This is a genomic window from Gluconobacter oxydans DSM 3504 (genome assembly GCF_000583855.1).
Classification (GTDB): Bacteria; Pseudomonadota; Alphaproteobacteria; order Acetobacterales; family Acetobacteraceae; genus Gluconobacter; species Gluconobacter oxydans.
This window is the reverse complement of record NZ_CP004373.1, coordinates 582,767-608,117: the sequence shown is the minus strand read 5'-3', so window position 1 is coordinate 608,117 and position 25,351 is coordinate 582,767. Positions and strand designations below refer to the sequence as shown.

17 protein-coding genes are annotated in these 25,351 nt (G+C 61.7%); 9 read left to right on the top strand and 8 right to left on the bottom strand.

The window, feature by feature from the left end:
- Window positions 1-343: 343 nt before the first annotated feature.
- From GLS_RS02815 to pgm, 3 genes are all read right to left on the bottom strand, one after another.
- Window positions 344-1,636, bottom strand: a complete 1,293-nt coding sequence (locus GLS_RS02815; protein ID WP_041111017.1) for an NAD(P)/FAD-dependent oxidoreductase — start codon at window positions 1,634-1,636, stop codon at window positions 344-346.
- Window positions 1,637-1,908: 272 nt separating this feature from the next.
- A complete protein-coding gene (locus GLS_RS02810; protein ID WP_041111015.1) occupies window positions 1,909-3,300 on the bottom strand; it encodes an NAD-dependent succinate-semialdehyde dehydrogenase in 1,392 nt (463 codons plus the stop codon).
- A gap of 569 nt (window positions 3,301-3,869) precedes the next feature.
- Window positions 3,870-5,516 (bottom strand): phosphoglucomutase (alpha-D-glucose-1,6-bisphosphate-dependent), encoded by a 1,647-nt coding sequence (gene pgm, locus GLS_RS02805; RefSeq protein WP_041112590.1) that lies wholly within the window; start codon window positions 5,514-5,516, stop codon window positions 3,870-3,872.
- A 229-nt stretch (window positions 5,517-5,745) separates the two neighbouring features.
- Here pgm and GLS_RS02800 point away from each other — a divergent pair, with 229 nt between their 5' ends.
- Window positions 5,746-6,975, top strand: coding sequence for an acyl-CoA dehydrogenase family protein (locus tag GLS_RS02800; RefSeq protein WP_052327433.1), 1,230 nt, complete (start codon window positions 5,746-5,748; stop codon window positions 6,973-6,975).
- A 235-nt stretch (window positions 6,976-7,210) separates the two neighbouring features.
- Here GLS_RS02800 and GLS_RS02795 read toward each other — a convergent pair whose 3' ends face one another.
- A complete protein-coding gene (locus GLS_RS02795; protein WP_052327432.1) occupies window positions 7,211-8,449 on the bottom strand; it encodes an MFS transporter in 1,239 nt (412 codons plus the stop codon).
- 106 nt (window positions 8,450-8,555) lie between these two features.
- On the opposite strand from GLS_RS02795, the gene GLS_RS02790 reads away from it, so the two are divergent.
- The 5 genes from GLS_RS02790 (at window position 8,556) to GLS_RS02770 (ending at window position 12,240) form a co-directional block, all read left to right on the top strand.
- Entirely contained in the window at window positions 8,556-9,194 is a 639-nt protein-coding gene (locus GLS_RS02790) for a TetR/AcrR family transcriptional regulator (RefSeq protein ID WP_041111013.1), read from the top strand.
- Between the two features lie 157 nt (window positions 9,195-9,351).
- A complete protein-coding gene (locus GLS_RS02785; RefSeq protein ID WP_041111011.1) occupies window positions 9,352-10,113 on the top strand; it encodes an SDR family NAD(P)-dependent oxidoreductase in 762 nt (253 codons plus the stop codon).
- Between the two features lie 31 nt (window positions 10,114-10,144).
- Window positions 10,145-10,597 (top strand): SRPBCC family protein, encoded by a 453-nt coding sequence (locus tag GLS_RS02780; protein WP_041111010.1) that lies wholly within the window; start codon window positions 10,145-10,147, stop codon window positions 10,595-10,597.
- Complete coding sequence (bdcA, locus tag GLS_RS02775) at window positions 10,594-11,307, top strand: SDR family oxidoreductase (RefSeq protein ID WP_041111008.1); 714 nt, start codon at window positions 10,594-10,596, stop codon at window positions 11,305-11,307. The genes GLS_RS02780 and bdcA overlap by 4 nt, the downstream gene beginning before the upstream one ends.
- A gap of 42 nt (window positions 11,308-11,349) precedes the next feature.
- On the top strand, window positions 11,350-12,240 hold the full coding sequence (locus GLS_RS02770) for an aldo/keto reductase (protein WP_041111006.1): 891 nt from the start codon (window positions 11,350-11,352) through the stop codon (window positions 12,238-12,240).
- A gap of 18 nt (window positions 12,241-12,258) precedes the next feature.
- On the opposite strand, the gene GLS_RS02765 is transcribed toward GLS_RS02770, so the two are convergent.
- Window positions 12,259-12,723 carry a nuclear transport factor 2 family protein gene (locus tag GLS_RS02765; RefSeq protein WP_041111004.1) on the bottom strand — a complete coding sequence of 155 codons (465 nt, stop codon included), beginning with the start codon at window positions 12,721-12,723 and terminating at the stop codon, window positions 12,259-12,261.
- Between the two features lie 109 nt (window positions 12,724-12,832).
- On the opposite strand from GLS_RS02765, the gene GLS_RS02760 reads away from it, so the two are divergent.
- On the top strand, window positions 12,833-13,813 hold the full coding sequence (locus GLS_RS02760; RefSeq protein WP_041111002.1) for a GlxA family transcriptional regulator: 981 nt from the start codon (window positions 12,833-12,835) through the stop codon (window positions 13,811-13,813).
- Between the two features lie 26 nt (window positions 13,814-13,839).
- On the opposite strand, the gene GLS_RS02755 is transcribed toward GLS_RS02760, so the two are convergent.
- The 3 genes from GLS_RS02755 to GLS_RS02745 are packed head-to-tail and all read right to left on the bottom strand — an operon-like array spanning window position 13,840 to window position 19,831.
- Window positions 13,840-15,423 carry an efflux transporter outer membrane subunit gene (locus tag GLS_RS02755; RefSeq protein WP_041112587.1) on the bottom strand — a complete coding sequence of 528 codons (1,584 nt, stop codon included), beginning with the start codon at window positions 15,421-15,423 and terminating at the stop codon, window positions 13,840-13,842.
- Complete coding sequence (locus GLS_RS02750) at window positions 15,423-16,634, bottom strand: efflux RND transporter periplasmic adaptor subunit (protein WP_024716543.1); 1,212 nt, start codon at window positions 16,632-16,634, stop codon at window positions 15,423-15,425. Before GLS_RS02750 ends, GLS_RS02755 begins: the two co-directional genes overlap by 1 nt.
- Window positions 16,634-19,831, bottom strand: a complete 3,198-nt coding sequence (locus tag GLS_RS02745) for an efflux RND transporter permease subunit (protein WP_041111001.1) — start codon at window positions 19,829-19,831, stop codon at window positions 16,634-16,636. The genes GLS_RS02750 and GLS_RS02745 overlap by 1 nt, the downstream gene beginning before the upstream one ends.
- Window positions 19,832-20,143: 312 nt before the next feature.
- Between GLS_RS02745 and GLS_RS12910 the strand changes: the two genes are divergently transcribed.
- Window positions 20,144-23,680, top strand: coding sequence for a Hint domain-containing protein (locus GLS_RS12910; RefSeq protein ID WP_052327431.1), 3,537 nt, complete (start codon window positions 20,144-20,146; stop codon window positions 23,678-23,680).
- A complete protein-coding gene (locus GLS_RS12905; RefSeq protein ID WP_052327430.1) occupies window positions 23,652-25,346 on the top strand; it encodes a glycosyltransferase family 4 protein in 1,695 nt (564 codons plus the stop codon). Before GLS_RS12910 ends, GLS_RS12905 begins: the two co-directional genes overlap by 29 nt.
- Window positions 25,347-25,351 lie beyond the last annotated feature (5 nt).

Here is a 25,351-nt window from a genome sequence, read left to right as displayed (position 1 = left end):
TCTCCTGGACTGCCTATGACGAGCTGAAGTTCTCAATTCCCCCGAGATAAGCGGCCCCCAAGCGATCGGCTATCAGCACACCGGCACGCGCAATTACAGCTACCGGGAGACGTCAAAAGTCCCGGCTCCAACCTGACGAACAAACGCTACATTTCCACGATGGGTCAGAACGGCAATCCGGCGGATATCGCCTCGGGCGCGCTGACGGATCAGTCCATGCAGATCGGCGCACCCCGGATGTTCTTCGGCAGCGTACGGGCGGACTTCTAGGACAAAAAGCCCGTGGCGTAGGCCGCGGGCTTTTTTTTTGCTGTCAGGCGGGTTGCTCAGGCGCGGATGGTGCTCAGTCCAGCCGCACGGAAGGCCGGACGAAGGTCTCGACCCAGTCGGAGTAAAAGGACATCAGCCCCCGGTAATAGCCGAACAGTTCGATCTGGTGCTGGCGATAGAGCATGAGATGGGCCATCCGCGCCGAGAAGCCGTGCGAAATGCCTCCTCCCCAGACCGTACCGCCGGGAAGAGCCGCCCAGCCATTGTATTTTCCCAGAGCCACGATCGCGCCCTTGTTGTGGAAAATACAGCCCGGGACTTTCTGGCCATGCTCGATCCAGGCCGGCAGATGGCGCGCCAGATGCCGGGCCTGCTGCCGGGCAACCTGCGCCGTGGCGGGCAGGGGATCGTCCTGGATGAAGGAGCAGTCTCCCATGGCGAAAATCCGCTCGTCATCAATGGAGGACAGGTTCGGATTGACGAGGATCTGACCGGTTTTGTTGATCGTCAGGCCACCATAGGCAGTCGTGACCTCAGGGGCTCGGACGCCAGCCGCCCAGACGCGCAGCTTGGCCGAAACATAGGATCCGTCCTTGAGCGTGAAACCATGCTCATCGGCCGCCGCGACGCGCGCATTGGTGCGGACGGTAACGCCGATATGTTCGAGTTCCTGCTGTGCCGCGGCGGAGACGGATTCCGGAAAAGCGGGCAGGATGCGCGCGCCGGACTGCAGGAGCGTGACATGGAGCTTGGGCGGGGCCTTGCCGAAAGCATGCAGGTTGTATGGCCCCACGATTTCCAGCGCCTTGTGAAGCTCGGCGGCGAGCTGCACACCGGTGGCCCCGCCGCCGACGATCGCGATGTCCAGTTCGGAATTGTTGGCGAAGGCGCGGAGCAGCTCCATCCGGAACTTCTCGTTGAACGCATTGGCGTCCACGAGATTGTCGATGGACATGCAGTGTTCCTTGACGCCGGGCGTGCCGAAATCATTGGCGGTACTGCCGATCGCGATGACGATCGTGTCGTATTTCATGCGCCGGCTTTCCAGAATGACGGTGCCGTCGGCTTCCAGAAGCGGGCTGAGAACGACCTCGCGGTTCTCGCGGTCAATGGAGGCAACCTCGCCGGGCCAGAACTCGAAATGGTGCCCGCTGGCCTGGGAGATGAAGTTCACCTTGTCGTTTTCGTTGCTGACCGTGCCGGAGGCAAAGCAGTGCAGCATCGGTTTCCAGACATGGGAAAAGCTCTTGTCGATCAGCGTGATGCGCGCCTTTCCGGATTTTCCCATTGACTTGCCGAGGCGGGTTGCAAGGGAAAGACCGGCAACACCGCCACCGACAATCAGAATTTCAGATCGAGACGCCATCGGTTTTCAGGCCTCCGTTCAGGGGATGGGCAACAGAAAAAGACACGAGGGAAGAGACGTTTACCGCGCATGGCGGCAGTAAACGCGCTTATTAAACGGTAGAGTCCGCACAGACTGTTATGGGAATTCCGGATATGCCGAAAATCATATTCAGGTGACTGTAATAAAGAGCGACGAATTCTTTCCCGAATTCAGTAAAGAACTCAAATGAACGTGATGTGCCAGGGGCGGGATGTGCCGGGAAGGAGTCTCCCGGCACATCCCTGCTGTCCTCAGATCGGGGCGTCGATATCCACGATGTTGATGAGCTTGTGGTTCACGAACTCCTTGATCCCCAGCCCCACCAGCTCGCGGCCATAGCCGGAACGGGCGATGCCGCCGAACGGAAGATCGGCCTTCGGGATCAGGGGATGGTTGATGTAGACCATGCCCGTGCGGATCTTCGACGCCACCCGCGCACCGCGGCTCTCGTCCTTCGTGAAGACCGCACCACCCAGACCATAGGGGGAGTCATTGGCGATGCGGATGGCATCGGCCTCGTCCTTGGCGCGATAGAGCTGCGTGACCGGGCCGAAGAATTCCCAGTGACGGGCTTCATTATTCTCGTGCAGGTTGGTCATCAGCAGCGGCTGGAAGAAGGAACCCTTCGTGGGAACCGGTGCGCCGATGGGTTCGACCGTCGCGCCATGCTTCTTGGCTTCCTCGACCTGCCTGCGCAGATCATCCGCCGCACCCTGCGAGCAGAGCGGGGCAAGCGTGGTGGACGGGTCCATTGGATCACCGGCCTTCAGCTCGGAAACGCCCTTCTTGTAGAGCTCCAGGAAGCGGTCATAGATCGCATCCGCGACAATGATGCGCTTGGCCGAAACGCAGACCTGACCGGCATTCCAGTGGCGGCCCATGACGGCCCATTTCGCGGCCTTTTCGACGTCCGCATCATCCAGCACGATGAAGGCATCGGCGCCGCCGAGTTCCATCGTGGCCTTCTTCAGCGCCTTGCCGGCCGTGCCCGCGATGATGACGCCAGCCCCTTCAGAACCCGTCAGCGCCACGCCACACACGCGGGGATCGTTCAGGATCATTTCCGTATGGGGACGGGCAAGATAGAGGTTGCGGAACAGGCCCTTGGGCAGTCCGGCCTCGTTCATCAGGTCCTCGCAGATGGCGGCACACTGCGGCAGGTTGGATGCGTGCTTGAGCAGCACGGCATTACCGGCCGAAAGCTGCGGCGCGATGATGCGCACGACCTGATAGAACGGGAAGTTCCAGGGTTCGATGGCCAGCACGATCCCGAGAGGTTCGTGAACCAGCGTGGCCTTGCCCTCGGCCGGATTGGCGACCGGAAGCGTCTCGGGCTTCAGCAGTTCTTCGGCATATTTGGCGTAATATTCAAAGATCTCGGCGGAGAGAATGATCTCCAGTTTCGACTCTGTGAACAGCTTGCCCATTTCCAGCGTGCCGAGGCGGGCGTATTTGTCGATGTCGCGGCGCAGGATGGCTGCGGCGGCATTCATGATCTTTGCCCGCTCGGCAAAGGGGGTGTCGCGCCAGCTTTCGAAAGCCGCATGCGCTTCGGAAAGGGCCGCCTGGACTTCTTCATCCGTTGCGTTGGGGAAGGTCTTGAGGACTTCGCCAGTAAGGGGATTTGTCGTTGCGTAGGCCATTTTTACCTCGTTACCGATTGGGAGAAGGCGACAGGGCGCAGGGCGTCCGGGCGTGAGAGGCTCTGTTTCTGGATTTTATGCTGGAAAAGGACAGTATACGCGGCCCCGGATGGAATAATGGAGCGACGAAGATCATGTCGTGGGCAAAAAGACCTCACGGGATTATGGCCGATCTTCAACATCCATTTCGTCCTTTATCCGGATTGAAAACAGATAGACTGTCGAGAAACAGGTTGTTGTCAAAATATGACACCGAGTGCCAGAAACGGGTATTATCCAAATCGCGGATGATGACCAGAGCGCGAGCATCACATGGGTGTGAGGCTCAGCGGCAGAACCGGGGACCGGGAGTGGTGCAGGAAATGCAAGACCGCTGAAAATGCGCAGAAAATCCGATCGTCCAGCCATGCGGGATTTTCTCATCGCAGGAGAGGATCGGGTCGCGCCTTAAAGGGCGCAGGACAGGTTTTCAGAGTCGAAAAGGGGAGTCGCCGGTCTGCGGAGATGCAGGCGCGCGATCAGGCCGGTGTGACCCGGGACATGCGTCATGTCCCGGGGAGAGGCGTGATTTAAGAAGCAAAAACCTTGGAGATGGCGTCCTGCGCTTCCTGCTGGATCGCGCGCAGATGCTCCTCGCTGACGAAGCTCTCGGCATAGATCTTGTAAACATCTTCCGTGCCGGACGGACGGGCGGCGAACCAGCCGTTTTCGGTCACGACCTTCAGCCCGCCGATGGGCGCGTCGTTGCCTGGCGCACGGGTCAGCTTGCTGATGATCTTGTCGCCTGCCAGCGTCTCCAGCGGGAACTGCTCGGGCGTGAGCTTGCTGAGCTTGGCCTTCTGTTCCGGATTGGCGGCGGCATCGATGCGCTCGTAATAGGGCGTGCCAAGGCGGGCGATGATCTGGTGATAATGCACGCTGGGGTTCTTGCCGGTCTTGGCCGTGATTTCCGCCGCCAGCAGCCCCAGAATGAGACCGTCTTTGTCCGTGGTCCAGACGGTGCCATCCCGACGCAGGAACGTGGCACCCGCGCTTTCCTCACCGCCAAAGCCCAGCGAGCCATCCATCAGCCCCGGGACGAACCATTTCAGCCCGACCGGTACTTCAACGAGCTTGCGGCCCATGTCTTTCGCAACGCGGTCAATCAGCCCGCTGCTGACGAGCGTCTTGCCAACACCCAGCTCCGGGCTCCAGTCCGGGCGGTTCCGGAACAGGTAGGAAATCGCCACCGCAAGATAATGGTTCGGGTTCATCAGCCCGTCGGGCATGGCGACGATGCCGTGACGGTCCGCGTCGGTGTCATTGGCGAATGCAACGTCGAAACGGTCGCCCATCTCGATCAGACGCGCCATGGCATAAGGCGAAGAGCAGTCCATGCGAATCTGTCCATCCCAGTCGGCGGTCATGAAGGAGAACGTCGGGTCCACCACATCGCTGACGACGGTGGCGTTCAGGCCGTAGCGGTCGATGATGGGCTTCCAGTAAGCCACGGCAGCCCCGCCCAGCGGATCAATGCCGATCTTTACGCCGGCATCGCGGATCGCCTTCATGTCGATGACGGAATCCAGGTCATTCACATAGGGCGTGATGAAGTCGTAGCCCTTGATGCAGGCTTCCTGCCGCGCCTGTTCGTAGGGCAGGCGTTTGACGTCCTTCAGATCGTTGGCGAGGAAGTCATTGGCCATGTCCTGAATGGCTTTGGTGATGGCCGTATCAGCCGGTCCACCATTGGTCGGGTTGTATTTGAATCCGCCATCGGACGGCGGATTATGCGACGGTGTGATGACCACACCATCGGCCAGACCCGTGGTGCGGCCCTTGTTGTAGGTCAGAATGGCATGGGAAATGACGGGCGTCGGCGTGTAGCCGCCGTTTTCGTCAATCCGGGCGTCGATTCCGTGGGCTGCAAAGACCTCGATGGCGGATTTCTGCGCCGGGCCGGACAGGGCGTGGCTGTCCATGCCGATGAAGAGCGGGCCGTCGATGCCTTCGGCCTTGCGATGGCGGCAGATGGCTTCGCAGATGGCGAGGATATGGTTTTCATTGAAGCTGGTATGGAACGAAGAGCCCCGGTGGCCGGAAGTGCCGAACGAAACGCGCTGCGTGGCAATCGAAGGGTCGGGCTTGCGGTCATAATAAGCCGCGATTAGGGCGGGAATATCGGTCAGCTGGTCGGGGGAAAGCGTTTTGCCGGCCAGGGGGCTGAGATGGGCCATTGCTTCAAAATCCTTGCATTCGCCGTTGGGCATTGCCGTCGGTTAACGGCCGTAACGCATGAACGCCCGGTCAGGGCGCGTCGTTCGGGCAGGAAAACTTGTATCCGGGTCGATGTCCAGAGAGGCGCGTCAGTTCTGTGAAGATTGCACCGCGAGCAGCCTGGCTGGAACGGACGCCATGCAGGGTGCATGATGGCCCCGCGAAACAGCCAGAAACGGAGACGGACTGATGCGACACTCCTGTGGGAATGTTTTTGGCGGACTGCGCAGTCTTGTGCCGGTCTGCTCCACCCCGCCCGCTCTGGAAGCGTTTTTCCGAACCCTCAGAGACGTGATCCGATCCGAGATTACTCCCCGTGCTGCGGAAAACGACCGGGCAGGGCGCTATCCGCACGCGTCCATTCAGGCGCTGAAACGCTGCGCTCTGATGAAGGCCCCTCTGCCAGTGGCGCTCGGAGGGCTCGGGTTTTCGCAGGCTCTGTCGCAGGAAGTTTTTCTGGAACTTGGCATGGCGGACCCGTCCGTAGCTCAGATTTACAAGGTGCATGACGACGCGGTGCGGGAACTGCTGTCCGTGGCCACGCCGGAAATGTGCCGCCATCTGGCGGAGCGGATCTGTGCGGATCAGGCCATGATCGGCATGGCGCTGGCGGAAAACGGAAAGCGGGCGGTCGATTTCGGGCATGTCGTGTCGCGTCCCGAAGGCGAGGGGCACCTCATCGACGGCCGCAAGATCTATGCGACAGGGGCCGTGGGCGCGGATCTGCTGTTGGTGTCGTCCTATGACGTGGTCGCGCAGACGATGCGTCTGGACCTGCTGCCTTCTGGAACGCCGGGCGTAAGCTTCGAGGAAGACTGGAACCGGCTGGGACAGCGGGCAACGGAGTCCGGCAGCGTCATTCTGGACCGTGTCCAGACCAGACCGGAATGGTCGGTACTGACCCCACAGTCCGCGCCGCAGGTCCATGCCCCCCTGCGCTATCAGAACGGTTTTTCGATGATCCTCGTGGGGATCGGACTGGCCGCGCTGGAGGCGGCGGCGGCCTTCGTGCGTGAACACAGCCGCCCCTGGGCGTCTGCGGGGGTGAATGAAGCCGCGGATGATCTGCTGGTCCGTCGCCTGTTCGGAGAGATCGGCGCGGAACTGGCCGCGGCCTGCGCAAGTGCGCGGACAGCAGCCGGACTGCTGGATGTTTTCGAACATGGCGGCTGCTCGCGGACGGATGTGGCCATCCCCGTCTACGCCGCGCGCTCCTCGGCATCCCGGGCCTCCCTGCGGGCAGGGTCAGACCTCATGTCAGCCCTCGGTGCGCGCGTAACGGATGCGACGTACGGGTTCGACCGCTACTGGCGCGACGCGCGAACACTCTCGCTGCACGATCCCGTGGAATGGAAACACGAAGAAATCGGCCGCCACCTCCTGACCGGCTGGAACCCGGCACCGGGCCTGTACCAGTAGGAAAAGCTGGCCCGGGCGACTTTTTTGAAATCAGAAGTGCAGCGCAATGGCGGAGAAGAAGGCGGTGGAGCGTCTGTCATAGTGGGGTTCAACGCGGCGCCAGACCTTGTCTTAGGAAGATGCTCTTCTCATCTCAGCGCTTTTAGTGATTGTAGAGCGTTTTGTGTGGTCCATAGGCTTTCGGCGGATCCTGCCAATATGGCTCAAGTCGTACCATTTTGCTCGTCCGTCAGCTCTATAAAATCAATGGGTCCCGATCCTCGTGCGTCTGCCTCTGTCCGAGGCGGTGGCCTGAGGGGAAGCCGTGCGTGCGGGCCTGCCATGTGATCAGAAAACCGGCGGCGGCGAGTATTGCCACGGCCCAGGGGAACGAGGCTGCTCCCCAGATGTCCAGCATGATCCCGCCCAGCAGGCCGCCGCCTGCGATGGCGCTGTTCCAGGCGACGACATTCATTGACAGGGCGACATCCGCGCCATCACCGGCCGCGTCCGCGAGGGCGGTCTGAAGCAACGTCGCAGCACCGCCGAATGTCAGGCCCCAGATCGCCACACCGATCAGGATCACTGCAGGCGATGCGGACCCGATGGCAAACACACCTGCGACAGCGGCAAAAATTGCGAGACTGGCCAGAACGGAGAGACGCAGGGCATGATCAACCGTGCGGCTGGTCAGCCAGATGCCGGCAAGGGCGGCAAGACCGAACAGCAGTAGGATGCGATCGGCCTGTCCTGCGAGTCCGGAGGGTGCGATGAACGGCACGATATAGGTGTAGAGCACATTATGCGCGAGCATCCATGTCATCACGACGCCCAGGACAGACCGCACACCCGGCGTTCGCAGGACATGCCCGAACGGCAGGCGCTCATGATGCGCCAGGCCCGGAAAATCGGGCACTTTTGCCAGAACCCAGACGATCAGCAGCAACGTCGAGGCCGACATGACCCCGAAGGCCAGTCTCCATCCCACGGCAGCGCCCAGCCATGTTCCCGCCGGGACACCCAGCGAGAGCGCGATTGGCGTGCCGACCATGGCGATGGCCAGGGCGCGCCCCTGCTGGGAACGTGTCACCATCCGGCGCGCATAGCCCGCCAGCAGGGCCCAGGCGAGCCCGGCGGCCGCACCGGCGCCATAGCGGGCCACAAGGGTCAGACCGTAATGCGTTGAAAATGCCGTAACGGAATTGAAGAGCACAAAGCCGATGATCGCCAGCAGCAGGACCCGCCGTCGCCGCCATCGCTGCGTGGCGAGTGTCAGGGGGATCGCGGCACTCAGTGAGCCCAGGGCATACGCCGTGACCATCTGTCCTGCCAGCGCGGGGGAAACGTGTAGCCCGGCTCCGATCTGGGGCAACAGACCCGCTGGGAGGGTTTCGGTCATGATGCAGATGAAGCCGGTCATGGCCAGCGCGAGCAGGCCGGCGACAGGCAGTCCGTCATCGGGGTGCCTGCGGGGAGATGTTGTCTCGGGGGTCATGCGGCTCTCATATATGGATCGATTGGTACATATATGAGAGCCGCAAAATCTTGGCAATTACTTCTGGATCACTTAATATGGAAGTCTTTTCGGAAGGAGCGGCAGCATGGCGCGGACAGGGCGTCCTCGTGAGTTTGACAGGGACAGGGCGATTGACGCCGCCATGGCGCTGTTCTGGTCGCAGGGTTACGAACCGACGTCCCTGACGCAGCTCAAGTCCTGCATGGGCAATATTTCGCCCGCGAGTTTCTATGCCGCGTTCGGCTCCAAGGAAGCCCTGTTCCGTGAAGTCGTGCAGCATTATCTGGCGACTTACGGGCAGGTTATGGCGCCGCTGGGGGATGAAAGTCTGGCGCCGCGTGATGCGATCGAACGGACGCTGCGCGGTTCGGCGCGCATGCAGTCGGGCCGGACGCATCCCTGCGGCTGTCTGATCGTCGCAGGTGCCAGCAACTGCTCGCCCGAAAACGAACCCGTTCAGGCCCTGCTCGCCGAAGAGCGGCAGAGGACGCGGGCCGGATTCAGGGCCTGCGTGAAACGCGCCATTGCCAGCGGGGAACTGCGGGATTGCGCGGCAACACAGGTGCTGCCCGATATTTTCACGACCTTCCTGCATGGCATGACCTGCGAAGCCCGCGACGGGGTGACGTCGGACAATCTGGATGCGGCCATCACCTCTCTCCTGACGCTGTGGGATGCCAGTGCCGTGGTGTCCGGAACAGGGAAACACCCGAAAAACTCCTGACGCCTTGCGGCAATGGCAGGCGCCGGAGTTCCATAATCCTTTTCCGTATCGTCCGATCCATAATTCCTTGACGCTGTCCTGTGCGCCTATTATGGACTGATCGATACGGAAATTGAATTCCGGAACATATCGCCGCACTCGGCCAAGGAATCCGGTTATGAGCAGACAGGACATTGCCTTCGTCACGGGGGCCAATCGTGGCATCGGATACAGTATCGCAAAGCATCTGATCGCCTCGGGCATCGACGTGATCGGGACCTATCATTCCAACGAAGACGAGGCGAAAGCGGCTGAAGCCGCGCTGGGCGGTGTGAGTGCGAAACTGCGGATGCTTCGGCTGGATATTGCGGATCATGCGTCGTTCGTGGCGTTTGCCGGGCAGGTCGAGGCGCTTCTCTCCCGTGAGTTCGGACAGCAGACGCTGCGTTATGTGGTGCAGAACGCGGGCAACATCATTCACACCCGTTTCGATGCCGCGACGTCCGAACAGCTCGACAACCAGTACAATATCCATTTCAAGGGCCCCTATCTGCTGACAGTGGCCCTTCTGCCCCTGATCCGGAATGGTGGGCGTATTCTCAACATCACCTCTGCCGCGACCCGGTTCTATCTGACGGATCATGGTCCCTATTCGGCCATGAAGGCCGCGACCGAAGTCATTTCGCTCTACATGGCGAAAGAGCTGGGGGAGCGGGGTATTACCGTCAATGCCGTCGCACCCGGTGCGGTCGCATCGGATTTCGGCGGGGGGCTGGTCCGCGACGATGCCACGGTCAACAAAAGCCTTGCAGACATCACGCCGCTGGGACGTGTCGGGCAACCCGATGATATCGGGGCCGCGGTCCGTGCGCTTCTGTCTGACGACATGCGCTGGGTGAATGGCCAGCGCATCGAAGTGACGGGAGGGCAGTCGCTATGACGGCCGGACAGACACGATCGGGAGACGCGTCATGATCCATGTGATGGCCAGCAGCGTTCTTCCTGCCTCCGTTTCGTCCGTCTGGGGGGTGATCCGGGATTTCGGCGCTCTTGGGAACTGGCTGCCGGGTGTGAAAAGCTGCGTGATTGAGGGCGATGAGCCCGGTGACCGGGTGGGCGCGATCCGCCGTTTTGAAATGGGCGATGTTGGTGTGATCCGGGAACAGCTTCTTGCATTGTCCGACATGGATCATGCGGTGACGTTCTCGATTATTGAGTCTGCCCTGCCGGTTGGGAACTATCGGTCGACGATCAGCCTTCTTCCCATAACGGATGGTGACCGCACGTTCATTCAGTGGCGGGGGCAGTTCGAGGCACCCGTCGAACATGCCGCCAGTATGGAGGCCCGGATGCCGACAGAAATCTATCAGCCGGCTTTCGACAGACTGGCAGAAATTCTGATCTCGCTGGAGACGCAGTCATGAGCGGTTTTGAGGGTAAATCCGTTCTCGTGCTTGGCGGCAGTCGCGGGATTGGAGCCGCCATCGTGCGCCGTTTCGCTTCGGATGGAGCGAAAGTCCTTTTTACGTATTTGTCTTCCCCGGACGATGCTGAAGTCCTTGCTGCCGAGACCGGCAGCAAGGCTCTGCGTGTCGATAGTGGCGATCGTGACGCTCTCATCGCGCTGATTAGTTCACTTGGTCCGCTCGACGTTCTGGTCGTCAATTCCGGCATTCTTGGCGCGGGCGATCCGCTGGAGATCCCCCCGGATGAGATCGACCGGCTGTTTCGCATCAACATCCATGCGCCTTATCATGCCGCCGTTGCGGCCGCCCGGACCATGCCTGACGGGGGGCGCATCATCTTCATCGGTTCCGCCAATGCCGACCGTATGCCGATGGCCGGGCTTGCGGCCTACAGCGCCAGCAAATCGGCTTTACAGGGCATGACCCGGGGACTGGCGCGGGATTTCGGCGCGCGCGGAATCACCGTCAATGTCGTCCAGCCCGGGCCGACCGATACCGACATGAACCCTGCCGAGGGTCCGCTGAAGGACGTGATGCATGGTTTCATGGCAATCAAACGCCATGCCACGGTCTCGGAGATCGCGGGGCTGGTGGCGTATCTTGCCGGGCCCGAGGCTGGCATCATCACGGGCGCCGCGTACAACATCGATGGTGGCTTCGCAGCCTGACGGAACGGCTGCTTTCCCCTACTGGAAACAAGGACCGAAGACATGACCGCTTCAGCTTCCAACGCCTCCCGATCCGGCACATTCAGGATTGGTGGCGATCTTGAGATCAACCGGCTTGGTTTCGGCGCCATGCGCATTACGGGGCCGGGGATATGGGGCCCGCCCGCCGATCATGATGAGGCTGTCCGCACGCTGAAACGTCTTCCCGGACTCGGCGTCAACTTCATCGACACGGCGGATTCCTATGGCCCGGATGTCTCGGAATGGCTGATCCGGGAGGCGCTGCATCCGTATCCCGAGGGGCTCGTGATCGCGACAAAGGGCGGTCTGACCCGTTCTGGGCCGGATATCTGGAAGCCGGTCGGGCGGCCGGAATATCTGCTCCAGCAGGTGCACAAAAGCCTGCGCAATCTCGGCGTCGAACAGATCGATCTGTGGCAGCTGCACCGGATTGACCCCAAAGTGCCGGCGGACGAGCAGTTCGATGCGATCAGATCCTTCATCAACCAGAAACTGATCCGTCATGCGGGGCTGAGTGAGGTTTCCGTCGATGACATCAAGGCGGCGTCGAAGTTCTTTGACGTGGCGACCGTTCAGAACCGCTACAATCTCGTCGACCGCACCAGTGAGGACGTGCTCGATTATTGTGCCGCCCGGAACATCGGCTTCATCCCGTGGTTTCCGCTGGCGGCCGGTGATCTTGCGAAGCCGGGATCGATCCTCGATGTCATGGCCCGGAAATATGAGGCTCAGCCGAGCCAGATCGCACTGGCCTGGATCCTGAAACGCAGCCCGGTGATGCTGCCCATTCCGGGTACGTCCAGGGTCGCCCACCTTGAACAGAATGTAGCCGCCGCCGGCATCACACTCTCCGACGAGGACTTCGCGGCCCTGGATGCGGAAGGCCGCAAGGCGTTCCGCTCCACACCGTAGGAGATCGCTTGGGAACCGTTACAGCCCCAGCGCCGAAAGGCCGGGATGGCTGTCCGGGCGTCTCGTTTCAGACCAGTGGAACAGGCGGCTGTCGGCTGAAATGGGCTGGTCGTTGATGGATGCGGCGCGGTAACGCATCAGCCCGTTTTCATCGAACTCCCAGTTCTCGTTTCCATGGGATCTGAACCACTGCCCGGACGCATCCCGCCATTCATACGCAAAGCGGACTGCAATCCGGTTATCCCGAAAAGCCCAGAGTTCCTTGATGAGGCGATACCCCTGTTCGCGCTGCCATTTCCGCGTCAGGAACGTCACGATTTCTTCCCGCCCCCGGATGAAGTCCGAGCGATTGCGCCATTGGCTGTCGGGCGTATAGGCCAGCGACACTTTTTCAGGGTCCTGGGTATTCCAGGCGTCTTCCGCGAGGCGGACCTTCTGGGCAGCGGTTTCGGCATTGAAGGAGGGGAAAGGGGGTCGGGACATTGGGAAATTCCGCCTCTGGTTCGGGAATGGATCACGGGCTGACCCGGTGCCTGTCAGTGTTTTCCACAAGAGCATTTGACGAAAGGACAATGATCCCTCATTTCAGGCCATGCCCATACGGATCGGTCTCCTGCTTTATCCCGACTTCCAGCTGCTCGATGCCGCCGGAGTTACCGCGGCTTTCGAAATCGCCGGGACGCTGGGGGAGGCTGCGTACGAGACGATGGCCGTCTCCCGGCATGGAGGGCTGGTCCGGTCGTCTTCGGGCATGGCGCTCGAAACTGTCCCGCTTGCGAAGGCGGGCTTCTTCGACACGCTCGTCGTTGTCGGGGGCGAGGGTCATGCAACGGCCATGGACTGCCCGGCGTTGCAGGGTTTTATCCGCCATCACGCCGGCACAGCACGGCGGATCTGCAGCGTGTGTACGGGCGCTTTCCTGCTGGCGGCGGCCGGACTGCTTGATGGACGTCGGGCAACCACGCACTGGCAACAGGCCGGAACCCTGAAAGCACGGTTTCCCGGAATCAGGGTCTCGGCAGAGGCCATTCATGTTCAGGATGGTCCGGTCTGGACGTCGGCTGGCATCAGCGCAGGTATTGATATGGCGCTGGCGCTGGTGACCGAAGATCTCGGGGCGGAGATCGGGCGTCGTACGGCGCAGCAGATGGTGGTGTTCTATCACCGCCCCGGAGGGCAGTCCCAGTTCTCGGCCCTGCTGGAAATGGCCAGCACCCAGGATCGCTTTTCCGGGCTTCTGGGATGGATCCGGTCCAACCTTCAGCAGCGCCTGACCGTGGATGTTCTTGCCAGTCAGGTCGGTATGAGCCCGCGGAATTTTTCACGCAGTTTCCGGGGCGCGGTGGGCATGAGCCCCGCCAGAGCCGTCGAGAAACTGCGTCTGGAAGCCGCGCGCGAGCGGGTCGAGCGATCCACACTCCCCATCGAAGCCATTGCCGTCATGACCGGCTTTCATGATCCCGAGCGGATGCGTCGCGCCTTCCTGCGCGAGTTTCACCAGCCGCCTCAGGCCGTCCGGCGGAATGCCGCGGACAGCCGTGGTTGCACTCCCCCAAGGCTGCGCGCAGTCTAGGATCGGGCGCTACGAAACCTCAAAGCCTAGTTCCGGGGCTGAAAACCGGAGGCCCCGGCAGGGAGCGTCAGGTTTTCGAACTGTTCCGGATGCTGGGATGCCGTGACGTCTCCAACCGGTTTCGGGTGGTGCAGGTTGTCGTATTGCAGCGGAGTGATCGAGAGGGTCTGGTCCATGGTCGGCAGGTCCTTCACGTTCCAGCCGCCCCCAAGGCTGCGGATCAGGTCCACATCCGCGTGATACAGCCGGGTTGCGACCTCGACCTGATGGATGCGGCTTTCCAGCGTGTTTTCCTGGCTGACGATGGCTTCAAGATAGGTGCCAACACCGCCCTGATAGAGCGTCATGGTCATGTTCTGCGTGGCGAGATTGGCCTTCACCGCCTGTTCCAGCGCCGCGTTTTCCTTCGTCAGACGCTCGGTGAGGGACAGACCGTCCTCCACTTCGCGAAACGCTGACAGGACCTTCATCCGATATGTATCGCGGGTCTCGCGATAGGCCGACCATGTTCTCTGAAGCTCCGCCCGGCGCAGCCCGCCATCGAACAGCGGCATGTGCAGGCTCGCCCCATAGGTCCACAGCGAGTTGGCCAGGTTGGCCAGATCAAATCCGTTGGCTTCAAACCCGCCATTCAGCCTGAGCGCGATATGCGGATAGAACGCCGCACGCGCAATGCCGATCTCCCGGTTGGCCTGCGCCATTTCACGCTCGGATGCCGCAATGTCCGGGCGGCGCTGAAGCAGGGTTGAAGGCACGTTCGTCGGGATCGTCGGCTGGATGAAATGGAACTCCGGGCTGGCGGGAATATGGAAGCTCGACGGCGATGTATTGGTCAGCACCGCGATCGCATGTTCCATGACCTGCCGCGCCGCCTGAATGTCCAGCCGTGCAGCCTGCGTTGTGTAGAGCTGCGCCTGCGCCCGCGCCAGATCGAGGCGCGGCGCCGCCTGATTCTGGACCTGATTTTCCGTAATGCGAACGGCGCGTTCATAGTATCCGATGGACTGCTCATAAATCGCATCCTGCGCGTCATACCCGCGCAGCTGGATGTAGTCGCGGGCCAGTTCGGCCTGCGTGCTCAGACGCGCCATGGCAAAATCGGCGGCACGCTGCTGGGCGAACTGCTTCTGCGCCCGCACGCGGTTGCGGATGGACGACCAGAAATCAGGTTCCCACGACACCAGACCACCATAATCCTCGCTGGTCTGCGTCAGGGTGGCGCCATTGCGGAACAGCCGGTCGGCGGACTGCTTGTTGTCCGAAGCCCCCGCATCCAGACTGGCATGGGGCAGCAGTTCGGACCGTGCCGCCACAACGAGCGAGCGCGCCTGAATGAAGCGCTCGGCCGCGGCCTGAATATCACCATTATCGGCCGTGGCGCGTGCTTCAAGATCATTCAGCAGCGGGTCCTGAAACATGGTCCACCAGTCAGCGGGCAGTGCCGTATCCGCAGGCGTTGCCACGGCAAAAGGCGCCTGTCCCTGCCAGTTCGAGGGCACGACAAAGTTCGGGGTTCTGTAAGCCGGGGCCAGATCGCAGGCAGAGAGGCTGATCAGCGCAAGCACTGATCCACCGGTGAGCGCGAGGCGTCGGAAGGTGGCTGGGATCATCATTCGTCCCCGTCATTGTCGGAGGAGTCCGTGTCAGACGCGAAGCCGCTTTCATTGTAGCCCCGCGCCGGGGTCACGACATGCACCACATCGCCTTCCAGCAGATCGGCAGGCGGATTGTTGATGATGCGATCCGTCGGTTTGAGGCCGCTCAGGATCTCCGTCGAACTGTCCGCCATGCGCCCCACCTGCACATTGACGTAATGGACATGGCTGGTGGCATCCACGACCGCGACCTGCATGCCCTTTTCTTCAAAAACGAGGCTGCCGCTCGGGATTTCATACAGATTGGCATCGGTGTTCTTCGCTGTCAGGGCGACGGAAGCGAAGGTGCCGGGCCAGAGCAGATTGCCCGGATTGTCGAGCACGAATTCCGCAATGGCCGTGCGCGTGTTGGGGTCATAGCCTTTGGACGTCGTCAGATACTTCGCCGTAAAGGTCCGCCCCGCATATTGCGGCACGGTGACCTGCGCGGTCATGCCGTCCTGCAGGACGTACGAGAAAACTTCCGGTACGGAAACGAACAGGCGCAATTTGTCCGTATCCGCCACGGTAAAGAGTTCGGACGCACTCCCCGTGGCATTCAGGCCACCGCCACCATTATGGACGTAATCGCCAACATTGACCGAACGCGCCGTGACGATCCCGTCAAACGGAGCGACAAGCTGCTTGAAGCGTTCGAGCGCCTCGAAATGATCCACATTGCGCTGTGCGGCCTGCACTTCGGCATTGGCGGACTGTTCATTCGCATTGGCGACCGAAACCGACTGGCCGGAAACAGACTGGGACTTGCCCATCGCACGCCAGCGGTTCGCCGTAACGGACGCCAGATTGTATTTCGCCATGACGGAGGCAAGACTGGCTTTGGCCTGCGCATATTCGGCATCGAGCGCTGGCGCGTTGATTTCCGCCAGAACATCGCCCTGTTTCACATGCGCGCCATAGTCCTTGTACCACATCTTCACATAGCCCGAGACCTGCGGATAAATCGGCGCCTGATACCAGGCATCGATATTGCCAGGCAGCGTCAGGGACACTTTCGGGCTGGTCCGGTGCGGCGAGACGACCGACACGTCAGGAATGGCACCGGCATTGGTTTCGGCGCGCAGAGTGCTGACGGCATGGACGCGGTCGACGACGAGAAATGCGACGTAGAGGCCCACGGCGCAGGCTCCCGCGCCAAGAATGAACTTACGGGAAAGGGAGGCCATCAGACTGTCTCCTTGTGGCGCGCGGGACGGTTATGGAGGATTGCGTAGACGCAGGGGACGAACAGCAGCGTCGAGATGGTGGCGACGATCAGCCCACCAATCACGGCCTTGCCGAGCGGAGCATTGGTGGAGTTGGAAATCGCCATCGGCACCATACCGACCACCATGGCCAGAGCTGTCATGATGACGGGACGGATACGCCCGTAACCGGCTTCCACGGCGGCGCGCAGGGCATCGCCATGTTCCTCGATCCGCTCACGGGCAAAGGACACGACAAGGATCGAGTTCGCGGTCGCGGTTCCCATGCACATGATCGCACCCGTCAGCGCAGGAACGGAGAGGCGCGTATGGGTGAGGAACAGCGCCCAGGCGATCCCGGCTAGCGCGCCGGGCAGGGCGGTGATGATGATGAACGGGTCCAGCCAGGACTGGAAGTTCACCACGATCAGCAGATAGATCAGCACCACCGAGACGGCGAGCCCGAGCACGAGCTGGTTGTAAGCCCCGTGCATGGTCGTGGCCTGACCGCGGACATCCACCTGTGCAGACACCGGAACAGTCTTTGCCGTGTCGTTCAGGACCTTGTGCACCCCATCAAGAACGGAGCCCAGATCGGTGCCTTCCGCCGACACATAGATGTCGATATCCGGCATGGAGTTGTAGTGCGAGACCTCACCCGGCGTGCCCGTCGCCTTGATCGCACTGATGGCGCCAAGAAGCTGGGTCTGGGTACCGCTCGGGTCTCCATCGCCCTTGTCCACGGGGATCGTCATCAGGTCCGTCAGATGGGTCAGCTGGTCCTGCGAGACATAGACATTGAGCGGGAAGGTGACGTTGTCGCTCGGGTCCAGCCAGTATTGCGGATCGACCGTGGAGCTTCCCGACAGCGCCATCAGCTCGTTATTGGCAAGATCAGCCTCGGTCAGGCCGGTCGCCTGGCTGAAAGTCCGGTTGCCCTGAACCATAAGGGTCGGCGTCTTCATCGTCTGCTGGATCACGACATCCGCCGCCCCCGGAATATGCCGGAGCTGACCGAGGATGGAGCGCGCATAGGCATAGTTTTGGCGGATATCCGGACCCGAAACCTGGATATCGATCGGAGACGGTGCCCCGAAATTCAGGATCTTGGCCGTCAGATCAGCCGGCTGGAACGTAAAGACCGTGCCAGGGAACTGCGCCGAGAGATCCTTGCGCAGCAGGCGGCGATAATCCCAGACCGGCGAGGCTTCGTCCTTGAGCGTGATGGTCAGGTCGCAGTCCTGCGTTCCGATGCTGGGCGTCGGAATGAAGGCCTGGTTGTGCGGACCTTCCGGCAGGCCGCAGTTGCTGATGATATCCTCGACCTTGCCGGGCAGGATCTTGTGGATACGGTCATCCACAAGTGCCGCAATCCGCCCCGCAACCTCAATCCGCATGCCCAGAGGCGCACGCATGTGCATCTGCAGAAGGCCGGATTTCGTCTCGGGGAAGAAGTCCCGCCCCGCCGTGGCATAAAGCCCAAGCGAAAGCACTGAAACGCCGAGGAACACGCCCACGAAGGCGATACGACGCTCGACGCAGCGGGTCAGGATGCGGTTATAGCCTTCCCTGAAGCGGGTGAAACCCCGCTCGAACCCCTGCTGGAAGCGGCCTAGGAATCCCTTGCGCGGCCCACCCGCAACCGTCTGGTCCATGTGAAGGGCTTCATGCTCCTGACCATGCAGACCGCTGTTGACGTGATCCGTCAGCAGATATTTCGCCATCGTCGGGACCAGCGTCCGCGACAGGATGAAGGACGCGATCATGGCGAACATGATGGCCATCGCCATCGGCCGGAACAGGAAGCCCGCCACGCCATCCAGCTCGAACAGCGGCAGCCAGACAATGCAGATGCAGGTCGTGGAAACGAAGGTCGCCACCACGATCTGGTTTGCCGCATCGATGATGGCGTCCTCGAGGCCCTTCCCCATTTCAAGATGGGTGTCGATGTTCTCGATCATGACGGTCGCGTCATCCACGAGAATACCAACCGCCAGCGCCAGACCGCCAAGCGTCATGACATTGATGGACTGCCCGGCCCAGCCCAGCCCGATGATGGAGCACAGAATGGCCAGCGGGATCGACGTCGCAATAATGATCGTCGAACGCCAGGACCCCAGGAACAGCAGCACGACAAGCCCCGTCAGGAACGCGGCCGTGACCATTTCACGCACGACGTCCTTGATGGAATCCTTCACGAAGGTCGAGGCATCCGTCAGGACCGAGACATGCACGTCAGGCGGCAGGATACGACGCAGGCGGGGAAGCAGGTTCTTCACACCGTTGACGACATCCAGCGTCGAGGCCCCGCCGCCCTTCATGACGACGATTTCCACGCCCTGACGCCCCTTGACGAGAACCACGTTCGTCTGCGGATGGCCCCCGCGATACACATCCGCCACGTCGTGGATGTAGATGACCGCATTGCCCACGCGCTTCACCGGAATGTCGCCGATGGCTTTCATGCTGGTGGGGGTGGCGTTGGTCTGCACCATCCAGTCGGTCGCATCGATCTTCTGGTCACCGGCCGGTAGAACGATGTTCTGGTCACGCATCGCGGCCTGAACATCCATGGCGGACAGATGATGCGCCCTCAGCTGTGCCTGGTTCAGAGCAATCATCACGAAGCTGTCCATGCCGCCATAGGGATGCGCCACGACAGAACCGGGAACCGTAACTAGAAGCGGCCTTACGGAAATAACGCCAAGCTTGAACAGGTCCGACGGCGTCTGCTTGTCGGACGTGATCTGAAGCGAAATGACCGGCACGGACGACGCTTCAAGCCGCATGACCATGGGGGCGGGAATATGCGTCGGCAACTGCTGGATCACGGTCTGGGAAATGGCGACGACATCCGCCTCCGCCGGACCGATATCGGTCCCGGGCTGGAAGTAGATGTTGACGATTCCACGTCCGTAATAGGAGTTGGACTCCATGTGCTCGATGCCTTCGACGGTCGAGGTCACATTGAGTTCGTAATTGTAAATGATACGCCCGGCGAACTGCTCTGGCAGCATCCCGCCATAGGTCCAGACGACCGAGACGACGGGGATGTTGATGTTCGGAAAGACGTCAGTCGGCGTCTTGAAAATGGACATGACGCCAAGCATCACGATCATGATCGACAGGACGACAAAGGTGAGCGGTCGCCTCAGCGCGGTGATGACAATGGCATTCATTCAGCTCGGTTCCCGACAGGGTTTCAGCAAGGAAGGGAAACCGGGACGATACGGGCCTTGAAATACAACGTCTTTTAAATCGTGATTTATGGAATATTTTTTACTATTGTTGTTAAAGTAACAAATTATTTATACCAACATTTCCAATTTTTTATAAAGTCATGACTGTTTTTTCATAAACAGAAATTTCCTATTTTCATAAATGAAATCATCAGCCTGTCGGACTGGATATGTGTCAAATTAATTTCACACGATGAAGAAGGGTCATTGGAGTAACGGGATAGTCATAAATCCCGGAATGGAAGACCCTGCATGTCCTCGACGCTAAAATCCTTCACTGAAGGCGATCTTGTCATCAGCGTAGTCGGTGATGGTGACGGAAGTGGCACCTATACGGACAATCAGGCGTCTCCCATTACGCTGGAAGAAATCACGACCACCGGTGAAGTCGTCGGCACGATGGTCCTGCCCCAGACCACCACGGTGGTCGATGGTGTCACGGAATATGCGGTCTCAGGCGAATACGGCTCCTCGTCCGAAGGCGAACTCCAGCTCTCGCAGGACGGAGAATCCCTTGTCATCGGCGGCTACGGCATCAATGCCGCAACCTATAACGCAGGCGGCGCGGCCGTTTACGGCGATGCCCGTCTGGCCCAGTCCACCAGCCTGACCGGAACAAGCTATACAGCCGTTCCCCGCGTCGTCGCCGATATCAGCTATGACGGAACGGTCGATACCAGCACGGCCCTGTATGGCGTGTTCAACACCAACAACATCCGCAGCGTCGCCACGGTGGACGGAACCTCGTTTTACATCACCGGTCAGGGCGTGAAGGGCGATACGACCCAGGGCGTCTTCTATGCGGACGATGGCGCCAGCGTTGCAACCGCCATCGACACATCCACCGACACCCGCGTGACCGAGATCGTCAACGGCGTCCTCTATGTCTCGCGCGACAGCACACAGGGCAGCGGCGGGACGTCCAATATCGCCAGCTACGGCACAACCCTCCCGGTCTCGGCCACGCAGTCCGAAGTCCTGCCCGCCATTGACGGATCGGTCACCCTGACGGCCGCCGAAGAAAACTCCCTCAACGCTTCCGCAGTCGGCACAACGGTCAGCCTCAGCCCGGAATCCTATTTCTTCGCAAGCCCGACCGTCCTGTATGTGGCCGATAGCGGCAACCCCAAGGCAGGCGGCGTGGGCGATGGCGGCCTGCAGAAATGGACCTATAATGGCACCGCCTGGACCCTCGATTACACGCTCTCGGTGGGACTCAATCTCGTCTCGAACACCTCCACATCCGGGACCACGGGCCTGATCGGACTGACGGGCGAAGTGGAAGGGGACGACGTCGTTCTCTACGCCACGAATGCCACGATCGGCGACCTCGATCAGACCTATCTTTTCACCATCACCGATGACCTGGATGCGACGACCGCGCCGGCGGATGAGAGCTTCACGACGCTCGTAACAGCCGCCGCCGACACCAATATCCGCGGCGTCTCCTTCGCCCCGACTGATACGTCTACAGCCAGCGCGGTCACGGTCGCCAATGGCGGCACCAGCACTTCCGCCACCATTTCCAATGGCGGTTCGATCGTCGTGCAGTCGGGCGGCACGGCCACCGGTGCCAGCATTCTGTCCGGCGGTTCCGCCACGATTTCGGCAGGCGGTTCCGCATCCGGCGGCGTACTGGCCCATGGCGCTACCGAAACCGTCCTCGGATCGGTTTCCGGGACGCAGATTGACGGCACCCAGATCGTCAGCGCTGCCGGGGCCAGCGTATCGGACGAGACCGTCTATAACGGCGGCTCGGTCGCCCTGGCGATCAAGGGTGCTCAGGCCAGCGGTATTACGCTAAACAACGGCGGCATCCTCTCGATCGACGGCAACGCCGCAGCAACGGACACCACCATCCTGTCCGGCGGCACCATCGAACTTGAATCCGCCAAGGCTACCCTGTCCGGAACGGTACTGTTCTCGGGACAGGGCACGCTTCAGATCGACAGCATCGCAAGTTCCGGCTACGGCACGCTGGCCACGATTTCGGGCTTCGGCGCCGCAGACGTCATCGACGATAGGGTCATGGGAACCGGCACGACGCTGAACACAACGGTCAGCGGCGGCAACACAATCGCCACCCTCAGCAGCGGCTCGGTCAGCCAGCAGTTCACCTTCGCAGGCAGCGCACTCGCCGCGTCCCTCACACTTTCAGCAGACAGCACGGACGGCGTCGAACTCACCACCTCATCCGCCGCCTCGTCCGGCAGCGACAGTTCAAACGTCGTCTCCAGCGGAGCCACACTCTCCGGCGCGGTGGTCTCCAGCGGTGACACCCTGACCGTCAGCGCGGGCGGCACCATCGTCGGCGCCACCGTCCTGTCCGGCGGCATGCTCGACGTCGCAGGCACGGACAGCGGCTCGGTCATCTCGGCGGGCGGTGTGGAAAACATCACCGGCCACGCATCGGGCGGCACGGTCTACGGCACGCAGACACTGGCCACCTCCGGCGCTTCGATCAGCAATGAAACCGTGCTGTCGGGCGGGACGGTCGACATTACCATCAAGGGCGTCACGGCAACCGGGATCACGCTCGACGGGGGAAGCCTCTCCATCGATGGCAATTCCGTCGCCAACAATACCGTCCTTAAAGACGGTGGCACGCTCGATCTCCTGTCCCCCAAGGCCTCGGTCACGGGAAGCCTGGAATTTGCCGGTGCGGGCACCCTGATCCAGAGCGTCGCCCCGTCCTCCACGGCTTATGGCGTGCAGGCCGTTATTTCCGGTTTCGAAGCGGACGACACGATCGATCTGGAAGGCATGGGGTCCGCCGCGACCCTGAGCAGCGTCACCTCCGGCGGCAACACCCTCGTCACGGTTATGGACGGCAAGACCAGCGAAACCCTGACCTTCGCCGGCGATTACGCAGCTGACTTCTTCGTCCTGGGCGCCGACAGTGCAGGCGGCCTGACCGTTACGGCAGAAGGCACGCCCTGCTATTGCCCGGGCACGGCCATCCTGACCGAAACGGGAGAACGCCCGGTCGAAACGCTGGAAATCGGAGATCGCCTCATCACCCGCAATGGCGCCATCCGCCCGATCCGCTGGATCGGACGCCGCGCCTATGACGGCCGCTTTGCCGCCGGTCGCAGCGACATCATGCCCGTGCGCATTGCCGCAGGCGCTCTGGGCGAGGGGCTGCCGCGCCGCGATCTGGTCATTTCGCCGCTGCACGCCATGTTCCTCGACGGCGTGCTGGTCCCCGTCCACGCGCTGGTCAACAACCGGACCATCACACAGGCCGAACAGGTCGATGTCGTCGAATACATCCATATCGAGCTGGAAACTCACGACATCATCTTCGCTGAAGGGGCCGCATCCGAAACCTTCATTGATGATGGCAGCCGCGGAATGTTCCACAACGCCCGCGAATACGCCGAACTCTACCCCGATGCCGAACCCGTCGCCGCCCGCTACTGCGCCCCGCGTGTGGAGAGCGGGGAAGAGCTCGAAGCCATCCGCCGCAGACTGGATGCTGCATCCCCGCGTACCGACACGTCATCGATCGAGCTTTACGTGGATCTCGCCACGCGCGGCCGGGTCGCGGGTTGGGCGCGTGATACCCTGCGCCCTCACAGCAGACTGCGCCTGAGAATCCGCACCAACGAGCTGGTCCTGTGCGAAGTAACGGCCGACCGTCACCGTGCGGATCTGCAAGCCGCCGGAAAGGGCGACGGCTTTCATGCCTTCGACATCGACCTCATCGGCGGCCTGTCCGAAGAGCAGCTTGCCGCCCTCGTCGTCGAGCCGGTCCCGGATGCGCGCCCCGTCCGCCTGGCAGCCTGAAGAGCTTATGGCCGAGCCGTATGTCGTCCCGGCGCGCCCCACCGTGCTGCCTGGCTATCTGGACATTGCAACGCGCCGACGGATCGCGGGCTGGGCGCAGGCGGGGGAGAGCGGAGACCCCGCCGCCCTGCAGGTTCTCGATAACGGCAGGCTGATCGCGCGGGTCATCGCCAACCAGCATCGTCCTGACCTGAAACAGGCGGGGTTCGGGGATGGGCGCCTCGGCTTCGACCTGCTGATCCCCGCGCCCTTGAGCGCCCATGAACGGCACATCATTCAGGTGCGCCGCGAAGCCGACGGAACGGAGCTGATCGGCTCCCCCGTCGTCCTCGAAGCCACCGGCACATTCGACGACGACCTGCGCGAACTCCTGCGGCAGGTCGCAGGCGGTGCCCAGACGAATGACGAGCGCGAGACCATCCTGGCCTTTCTCGCACGGATCGCTGACGACCTGCTGACCGATCACGCCCGTGCGCAGGGCGGTCAGGAACAGCATGACCATTACCGCAGACTGGCCCGTCGGCACGGCCCCGAAATCGACGTAAAACCCCGGGCCCCGCGCGCGCTGCTCATTGACGAACACCTGCCGGTGGCCGGGCAGGATGCCGGCTCACAGGCCCTGCTGTCCCACGCCCGCGCGTTTCAGGCGCTCGGCTACGACGTCAGCCTTGTCGCCGCCGATGACCTCTCCCCGCCAGCCGGTGTGCAGCACGCGCTGGAAGCAGAAGGCTTCACAATCTGGCGTGCGCCGCATTACGCCTCGGTGGAAGAAATCCTGCGGCGTCAGTCCGGTGCGTTCGATCTGGTCTATCTGCACCGGATCGGCACAGCCTCCCGCTATCTGAGCCTCGCCCGTCATCACCAGCCAGGTGCCACGGTGCTCTACAGCGTCGCCGACCTGCACCACCGCCGCATCGCGGGACAGGCCGAGACCGAAAAACGCCCCGAACTCCACGCGCTCAGCAGAAGAACCCGCCTTGAGGAATGCACGGCCGCCTGGCAGGCCGATGCCGTCCTGACGCACTCGCCCACAGAAGCCGCATGGCTCCGTCAGGCCGTCCCGCAGGCCCGCGTCGCCTGCGTCCCCTGGGCAATCCGCAAACGCGACCGGACGTCGGACTTCGCGGCCCGACGCCGACGTCACATCGCTTTCATCGGAAATTACCGCCACGCCCCGAACCTTGATGCCGCCCTCTGGTTCGCCCGTGAGGTCTGGCCGGAGCTGCGCGCCGCAGATCCGGAACGCGAACTCTGGCTGGTCGGCCCGCACCTGCCGCCCCATCTGCACTGGCCCGAAGGTGTCCGGGTGCTGGGCCATGTCGCAGACCTTGAGACATCCGTTTTCGACCATGTGCGTTTGACGGTCGCGCCGTTAAGATATGGGGCAGGGATCAAGGGCAAGGTTCTGGAAAGCCTCATGGCCGGCATCCCCTGCGTCATGACACCGACCGCCGCTGAAGGGCTGGACCTTCCGCCGTCTCTGAACGCACTCGTCGCGGAGGACGCCGCCAGCCAGAGCGCCCGCATCAGCGCCCTGTATGCCGATTCCGATGCCTGCCGCACACTGGGGCAGGCGGCTCAGGCGCATGTCGCCCGCACATTCAGCGCCGATCACACCCAGACCGCCCTGCGTAAAGCCATCCAGATTGCGCGACAGCCCCGCTGAAGCCT